This is a genomic window from Bacillus sp. MUM 116 (assembly GCF_001866655.1).
In the GTDB taxonomy this organism is placed as follows: domain Bacteria; phylum Bacillota; class Bacilli; order Bacillales; family Cytobacillaceae; genus Neobacillus.
The window spans coordinates 1-7,870 of the sequence record NZ_MLYR01000098.1 but is presented as its reverse complement, the minus strand read 5'-3'; the positions used below and the strand labels follow the sequence as shown (position 1 = coordinate 7,870).

At 39.5% G+C, this 7,870-nt stretch carries 7 protein-coding genes and 1 pseudogene; 2 read left to right on the top strand and 6 right to left on the bottom strand.

Annotation, left to right across the window (positions count from 1 at the left end; genetic code table 11):
* Nucleotides 1-111: 111 nt before the first annotated feature.
* The 5 genes from lplA to hemE all read right to left on the bottom strand — a co-directional run bounded on the left by lplA (nt 112) and on the right by hemE (nt 5,438).
* A complete protein-coding gene (gene lplA / locus BIV60_RS22335; RefSeq protein ID WP_071357927.1) occupies nt 112-1,101 on the bottom strand; it encodes a lipoate--protein ligase in 990 nt (329 codons plus the stop codon).
* 14 nt (nt 1,102-1,115) lie between these two features.
* Entirely contained in the window at nt 1,116-1,850 is a 735-nt protein-coding gene (locus BIV60_RS22330) for an MBL fold metallo-hydrolase (RefSeq protein WP_071357926.1), read from the bottom strand.
* Nucleotides 1,851-1,918: 68 nt separating this feature from the next.
* Entirely contained in the window at nt 1,919-3,349 is a 1,431-nt protein-coding gene (gene hemY / locus BIV60_RS22325) for a protoporphyrinogen oxidase (protein WP_071357925.1), read from the bottom strand.
* Between the two features lie 30 nt (nt 3,350-3,379).
* Nucleotides 3,380-4,312, bottom strand: coding sequence for a ferrochelatase (hemH, locus tag BIV60_RS22320; RefSeq protein WP_071357924.1), 933 nt, complete (start codon nt 4,310-4,312; stop codon nt 3,380-3,382).
* Nucleotides 4,313-4,391: 79 nt separating this feature from the next.
* A complete protein-coding gene (gene hemE / locus BIV60_RS22315) occupies nt 4,392-5,438 on the bottom strand; it encodes a uroporphyrinogen decarboxylase (RefSeq protein ID WP_071357923.1) in 1,047 nt (348 codons plus the stop codon).
* A 264-nt stretch (nt 5,439-5,702) separates the two neighbouring features.
* On the opposite strand from hemE, the gene BIV60_RS22310 reads away from it, so the two are divergent.
* Both BIV60_RS22310 and BIV60_RS22305 read left to right on the top strand, forming a co-directional pair.
* Nucleotides 5,703-6,206, top strand: coding sequence for an antibiotic biosynthesis monooxygenase family protein (locus BIV60_RS22310; RefSeq protein WP_071357922.1), 504 nt, complete (start codon nt 5,703-5,705; stop codon nt 6,204-6,206).
* A 213-nt stretch (nt 6,207-6,419) separates the two neighbouring features.
* Nucleotides 6,420-7,598, top strand: coding sequence for a M20 family metallopeptidase (locus BIV60_RS22305; protein WP_071357921.1), 1,179 nt, complete (start codon nt 6,420-6,422; stop codon nt 7,596-7,598).
* 179 nt (nt 7,599-7,777) lie between these two features.
* Here BIV60_RS22305 and BIV60_RS30580 read toward each other — a convergent pair.
* Nucleotides 7,778-7,870, bottom strand: a pseudogene (locus tag BIV60_RS30580) (EcsC family protein); the annotation flags it as partial.

The window sequence follows — 7,870 nt, the reverse complement described above, 5'->3', positions numbered from 1 at the left end:
GATTGGCTTGTGACCTCGAGGGGCTAGGCGCCGGACCATTCTCAAAGTAATTTATAAATTCTTATACTACTAAAAAGGCAGGATTTCAACCTGCCTTTTTAGAAAAACACTTTAATAGACTAAACGAATAAATTCATCTTTCGTTATATTTCCAAAATAATGGGTGACATCGATATTAGCAAGCGCCTTTTCAATTTCTGATTTTTCATAACGAATATTTTTCAGCATGCCTTCAATTTTGCTGACATCACCGACACCAAAAAAGTCACCATAGATTTTACAGTTTTCAATCATCCCCTTAGTAACCTCTAATCGAACATCAATCGACCCCACAGGGAAACGATTGGAATTTTGCAGATTGAATTTTGGGGATTTCCCGTAATTCCACTCCCAGTTTTGATAGCGATCTTTTGATAATTGGTGAATTTTCTTCCAATCATCATCGGTTAGAACGTATTCAGAAATATTCTCTTTACCGCCAAAAATATAAGTTAAAATTAATGAACGGAACTCCTCTATCGTAATCTTTTCAGTTAGAAAATCAGAGATATTGGCCACCCGGCTACGGATAGACTTAATTCCCTTTGATTCAATCTTTTCCTTCTTCACCTTTAATGCTGAAACAACATGATCCATTTCTGAATTAAATAGAAGTGTACCATGACTAAACATTCTTCCTCGTGTTGAAAACTGAGCATTTCCGGAAATTTTTCTGCCTTCTGCCAGAAGGTCATTTCGACCACTCAGTTCAGCATTTACTCCCAACTGTTTCAGTGCTTCCACCACTGGTTCGGTGAATTTACGGAAATTATGAAAGCTTTCACCATCATCCTTGGTAATGAAACTAAAATTTAAATTGCCGAGATCATGATAGACGGCTCCCCCGCCGGATAATCTTCTTACGACAATGATGCCGTTTTTTTCTACATATTCTGTATTAATTTCCTCAATCGAATTTTGATTTTTCCCGATAATAATGGATGGCTGATTTATGTAAAATAATAAATAGGTTTCATTGATATCTAGATTTTTAAGGGCATATTCTTCAATTGCAAGATTAATTCGCGGGTCTGTAATCCCTTTATTATCAATAAATAACATGAGGTTTTTCCTCCTTAGAGTGTAATCGTTTGAAATTCCTCTGCAAGACTTATTATACCAGTATATTCAGCAGAAGCCTCGTGAACTAAATCACTCAAATTTCCGTAATGCGGCAGATGCGTAAGGACTAATTGTTTCACGGCTGCACGTTTGGCAAACCTTCCTGCTTCTATGCTGTTCATATGCCCGGCCGGCTTCCCATTTTGATTTCCATATAAATTGCATTCACATAATAACAGGTCAGCATCTTTGCTAAACTCGATAAACTCCTCCTTAAAGGAGCTATCAGCAGTATAAACCAGCACTTTCCCATCTGCTTCAATTCGCATCGCATAACAAGGAACGGGATGATCCGTTTTTATAAAAGTCACTTGAAACGGACCTACTTTTAGTACACCGTTCGGATCATAGGCGATTCCCTTCGTAATTTCTTTATAGGTTAATTTTGTAAATTCATTTTGATTGTAATGATGACCATAAATAGGAAGAGCGAGAAACTCTTTTCCTAAAAAGCCTTGAATTAGTCTGGCATGCTGAAGTACCCCAATATCAGCGATATGATCTGGGTGATAATGGGAAATTAATACCGCATCAAGGTCTTCCGGCTCAAGTTTATTTTGCAGTTTTGCAAGAACACCGCTCCCACAATCAATTAAAAGGTGAAAGCCATCATGTTCAAGTAAATACCCTGAGCTTGCTGCATTTTTTTTCGGATATCCGCCCCAATAACCAATAATCGTTAATTTCATTGATTTGCCCTCCCATATGATAGATACTCTTAATATACTCAAAAGTTCTGATAAAAAAGAAGCTGTTATCACTGAACAGCTTCTTTCCTTCCAGATAGATATTCTAAAACATCCTTAACGGCGGCTTCCCCTTGGTCGATGCAATCAGGTACTCCGACACCTTCATAAGAAGCACCTGCCAAAAATACTCCTGGTAATTCTTCTTTTAACTGATTCTTAATTGTGACAAGCCTTTGCTTATGACCAACTGTATATTGAGGCATAGCATTTTTCCAGCGGGAAACAACAGCAAAATCAGGTTCCATTGATATATCCATTATTTTTTTTAAATCATCCAGAACAATTTTTATTATGTGATCATCTGAGAGTTCAACAATGGTCTCATCCCCTGCTCTTCCTACATAACAACGGAGCAATACTTTTCCTTTAGGGGTTGAATGCTCCCATTTTTTATGTGTCCACGTACAGGCAGTAATCGAATAATCACTATTTCGAGAGACAACAAAGCCTGTCCCATCAATATCCTTTATAATCGCCTCTTTTGGAAAAGCTAAAGCAACCGTCGCGACAGAAGTGGAAGGAACCATTTTAAATGGATCAAAAAATTTGTATTGCGAGAACATCGATTGGGTTACCTTATGCGGTGTTGCCGTGACAATACAATCGGCAGCCAATGTTTCTCCATTGTTCAAATCAATCTCGTATCGATCCTTTACCTTTGAGATTTTATTGACACGGTGACCTTTTAAAATCGATTGGGGGTCTAATTTCGCTTCAATGGCTTCAGCGAACGATTGAAGCCCCGTTTTAAACGTTAAAAATCCACCTTTTCCCTTTTCTGTGCTTACCGGTTTTTTTGGCTGGGATGGCGCAGCCTTTTTCATCCCTAGGATCAAGCTGCGATATTTCTGCTCAACCTCATAAAATTGCGGGAATGTTGACATAAGACTTAAATGATCAATATCACCGGCATAAATTCCCGATAACAACGGCTCAATTAAATTCTCAACCACTTCATTTCCCAATCTTCTTCGGAAAAACTCTCCCAATGATTGATCTTTGCCGCTTGGTGATTTTGGCAAAATAAAATCGGCAGATGCTCTAATTTTACCGGGAAGAGAAAATAATTTTGTAGTAATAAACGGGCCAATCTCGGTTGGAATCCCCATGATGGAACCGCCCGGCATCGAATGAAGCTCGTCATTCACAAGCACATATGATTTCCCTGTGGAATTCGGAACTAATTGATGATCCATTCCGACTTCTTTTGCAAGTCTGATAATGCTTGTTTTACGTGCTAAAAAGGAATCCGGGCCTCTTTCAATCGTGAAGCCGTCTTTAACAACAGTCTGCATTTTTCCACCGAGACGGTGAGATGCTTCAATTAACTTAACTTCGATTGGCAAATGCTTTTCTTTTATTGTTTTTTGAAGATAGAAGGCTGCCGCGAGCCCGGCAATCCCGCCCCCAATGATTGCAACCTTTTGTTTTTGCGCCAAGGATGTCACCTTCTTCCTACATGAAATCCTTTAATCCGTTAACGTTTTTAAAATAACTCCAGCCAGGCAATCAATAAATTCTTCTTTGGCATTCGGCATTTCCGGGCGATAATATTTGGCTCCTACCTCATCAGTGACCCTTTTACATTCAATATCATTATCATAAAGAACTTCAAGATGATCACAAACAAAGCCTACAGGTGCATAAACAAATGCCTTATAGTGATGGTTTTGGAATAACTCCCGTGTTAAATCCTGAACATCTGGACCTAACCAAGGTTCCGGAGTGTTCCCTGCACTTTGCCAGCCGATTTCAAAGTTTTTAATCCCTGCTTGTTTTGCAATTAACTCTGCTGTTTCTTGAAGCTGGTTAGGATATGGATCACCAAACTGAAGGATTTTTTCCGGAAGGCTGTGAGCTGAAACAATCAGGACAGCCATTTCTTTTTCTTCATTCGGCATTTGCTCATAGATTCCCTTAAGCTTATCTGCCCAGTAATGAATAAATTTCGGTTCTTGATACCAGCTTTCAATGGAAGAAATCTTCGGTCCGCCTAATTTTTCCGCCTCTTCAACTGCTCTTCCATTATAGGATTTAACACTAAACGTTGAAAAATGAGGGGCAAGCACAATACTAACAGCTTCTTCGATTCCGTCATCATGCATTTGTTTAACGGCATCTTCAATAAACGGCTCAATATGCTTTAATCCCAGATACATTTTAAATTCAACTTGATCTTGAATATTATTTAAATGTTTTTCAAGCTTTTCCGCCTGTTCAAGCGTATTTTTTGCCAGCGGGGAAATGCCGCCAATGGCTTCATAGCGATTGCGAAGATCCTCAAGCATTTCATCGGTCGGTCTCCGCCCGTGGCGGATATGTGTATAATAACGTTCAAGATCCTCGATTTTGTATGGGGTACCATATGCCATTACCAGCAGGCCCATTTTACGTTTTGTCATGTTTTGCACCTCTTTTTAAGTCTCAAGTGTATTTTGCCAAAAAATTGGACATCTTACCAACTTCTAGTCTTCAATAGGATTATCGACTTAATTTAGATGCAGAATATTCATGGATAAACGCAGTTAATCTTTTTAACGTATCTGGATTAACAGATGGGAAGACTCCATGTCCAAGGTTAAAGATATAGCCATCCTGTGCCATGCCTTGGTCTAAAATGGATTTCGCTTTTTCCTCGATGACCTCCCATGGAGCTAACAGGATGGCTGGATCTAAATTCCCTTGAACCGTTTTTTGAATCCCCATTTCTCTTGCTTGTTGAATTGGGAGACGCCAGTCCAATCCTACTACATCAAGCGGAAGATCGTTCCATTCCAATGCCAGATGGCTTGCACCAACTCCAAACATAATAAGCGGAACATTTTCTTCTTTAAGAGAGGAGAAAATCCGGTTCATGATTGGCTTAATAAACGTACGGTAATCTTCCACATTAAGGGCCCCTACCCATGAGTCAAAAATTTGAATTGCTTTTGCCCCCGCATTAATTTGCGCTTTCACATATGTAATGATCATATCGCCAAGCTTTTCCATTAAAGTAAACCATGCCTTTGGTTCTGCATGCATGAAGGCCTTGGTTTTGTTATAATTTTTCGAAGGTCCGCCTTCAATCATATAACTGGCCAGCGTAAAGGGTGCACCGGAAAATCCGATTAATGGAACACTCAACTGTTCCTGTGTTAATAGTTTAATGGTTTCTAATACATAAGGAACATCATCTTCCGGTGAAATCTCCCCGAGTTTTTCCACATCTGCTAAAGATTGAATTGGATTCGATATTACCGGACCAATTCCGCCTTTGATTTCAACGTCCACCCCTAACGCCGGCAGCGGAGTCATGATATCTTTATATAGAATAGCGGCATCAACATTATAATTCTCAACTGGAAGGCGGGTCACATAGGCACAAAGTTCCGGTTGATGGGTGATTTCAAATAAGGAATATTTCTCTTTAATTTCTCTATATTCAGGCTGTGAGCGGCCGGCCTGTCTCATATACCAAACAGGAACATAATCCGTCTTCTCACCTCTCGCTGCTTTTAAAAATGTCCCGTTAATTGCTTTTGACATTCTCTTAATTCCCCTTTCAAAACATATATGCTTTTCATTGTAATATATATAGCAGTAAAATAAAAACTTCACTGCAATACCGTCTAATTCGTATTACTCTTAACACTATATCGGTTATTCCTATATGTGTATATATAACTAGGATAAGTGTCAAAAAATAGTCGTTTTTTCCGTTTTGAAATTGCTTTGAACAATTATTGAGCATGCAAAGATGAAATTAGGCAAAGAATAATACTTAATTAGTTAAAATTTGGAGTGATGTAAATGAACATTTATATAACCGTAGGGACATATGATTTTCTAAAGAGTATTGAAAAAAAGTATCCAAGCGAAACCATGATTACCATGACAGGTGGAAATGGCGCCTTATTGCTTCATGAAACAAATGGGGAAACTGTTTTTAATGAACCACGAAAATATGAGGTATTTGAGTCAATGGGAGACATTCAAAATGGGAGCATGGTCATCCTAAGCAACTTTCCGGTAACAGATGAAGGCCGACCATTATTTGAGCATTATTTTAAGGAGAAAGGACAATCCATTGAAAATGAACAAGGGTTTATCGCGTTTCGTGCCCTTCGGCCGAAGGTCTCCAATACGTATGTAATCCTGACCGTTTGGGAAAACGAAGCGTCCTTTCACAGCTGGCAGAATACCCTGTCCATTTCAACGAAAAAAAGAAAACAGAAGGCAGAGAGCGGAATTGATACACAACCGCATATGTTTGATAGTGATCCATATGCTACTCAATATACAGCATCAAAATAATTCAGCATCGGAATGGAGTTCCTCCATTCTTTTTTATTTTGCCTATAGATCCCGCAATAAAATTTTCACGCTGCTTTCACCACTTCACCCCGGCTTGTCTTGTGCTATGCCTAAGGCTGAGCAAGGCACTTGAGCTTTTATTAATTATTCTACATATATATTAATTAATGGTAAAATAGGATAAAAGTAGATTGTTAATCTTGGAGGGATTCTATGCATAATAAGCTATTCGCTAAATTGGAAAGTTATTATAAGGACATGGTTGCGGTTCGCCGTTACTTGCATCAACATCCTGAACTATCTTTTAAAGAATATCGCACAGCAAAGTTCATTCAAGATTTTTATGAAAAACTGGGTATTGAAGTAAAAGGAAATATTGGCGGCAATGGAGTAGTCGCAAAAATTTATGGGAAAATACCCGGAAAAACTGTTGCAATAAGGGCTGATTTTGATGCTTTGCCAATCCAAGATGAAAAAAATGTTCCCTATAAATCAACGGTCCCCGGTGTCATGCACGCCTGCGGTCACGATGGTCATACAGCTACACTCCTATTTCTCGCAAAAACTTTAAACGAACTTCGTGATGAGTTGGCCGGTAATTACGTTTTTATTCACCAGCATGCAGAAGAATATGCACCAGGTGGGGCCAATTCGATGATTGAAGATGGCTGCTTGGACGGAGTTGATGTTATTTTTGGAACCCATTTATGGGCAAGCGAACCTACAGGTAAAATTCAATATCGAACAGGCCCAATCATGGCTGCTGCCGACCGATTTGAAATTGACATTCAAGGCCAAGGCGGACATGGTGCACAGCCTCACAAAACAAAGGATACAATTGTTACGGCATCACAGCTTGTGTTAAATTTGCAGCAAATTGTCAGCAGAAAGGTAAATCCTGTTGAATCCGCCGTGGTAACAGTTGGTTCTTTTACAGCGGAAAATGCCTTTAATGTCATAGCTGATAAAGCAAAGCTTGTTGGGACAGTAAGGACATTTAATGAAGAAGTTCGTTCGTTTATTGAAAAAGAAATGGAACGGATTATCCGTGGGACATGTTATCTGGCTGACAGCCAATACGATTTTGTTTTTGAAAGAGGATATCCTGCAGTTGTAAACCACGCTAAGGAAACTGAATATCTTATTCAATGTGCACGGGAGGTTCCGGAAGTTAACATCATTGAGGAAACAGAGCCGCAAATGGGCGGTGAAGATTTTGCCTATTATTTGGAGAAGGTCCCAGGTACATTCTTTTTCACCGGGGCAAAGCCGGAAGGAGTAGAAAATCCAGCTCCTCACCATCATCCTAAATTTGATATTGATGAAAAAGCAATGCTCATCGCAGCGAAAACATTAGGTACAGCGGCTATTTTTGTTCATAATCAGGAGTAAGAAAAGCGCAAACGCCTTGTCAGCCTCAGGCATAGCACAAGCCAAGCCGGCCGAAAGGTTGTTCTTTAACCTTTTGGACGGATTGGCTTGTGACTTCGAGGGGCAGGACGCTTGCGCTGGACAATTCTCGAAGCCGAATTTTCTTTCTTATCTCATAAAAAAAGAGCCCCTTGAATGGTTTAAAGTTCAGGGGCTTTTGTTAATATCCGCAGCCTATAGGCATTCATTGCCGTTTCGCCTAAATGTTTGAGAAGGTTGTTGTTGGCATAAGC

Bases quoted from the DNA above. Each gene is read 5' to 3' on its own strand.
- lplA (WP_071357927.1), bottom strand. From the start codon at position 1,101: ATGTTATTTATTGATAATAAAGGGATTACAGACCCGCGAATTAATCTT.
- BIV60_RS22330 (WP_071357926.1), bottom strand. From the start codon at position 1,850: ATGAAATTAACGATTATTGGTTATTGGGGCGGATATCCGAAAAAAAAT.
- hemH (WP_071357924.1), bottom strand. From the start codon at position 4,312: ATGACAAAACGTAAAATGGGCCTGCTGGTAATGGCATATGGTACCCCA.
- hemE (WP_071357923.1), bottom strand. From the start codon at position 5,438: ATGTCAAAAGCAATTAACGGGACATTTTTAAAAGCAGCGAGAGGTGAG.
- BIV60_RS22310 (WP_071357922.1), top strand. From the start codon at position 5,703: ATGAACATTTATATAACCGTAGGGACATATGATTTTCTAAAGAGTATT.
- BIV60_RS22305 (WP_071357921.1), top strand. From the start codon at position 6,420: ATGCATAATAAGCTATTCGCTAAATTGGAAAGTTATTATAAGGACATG.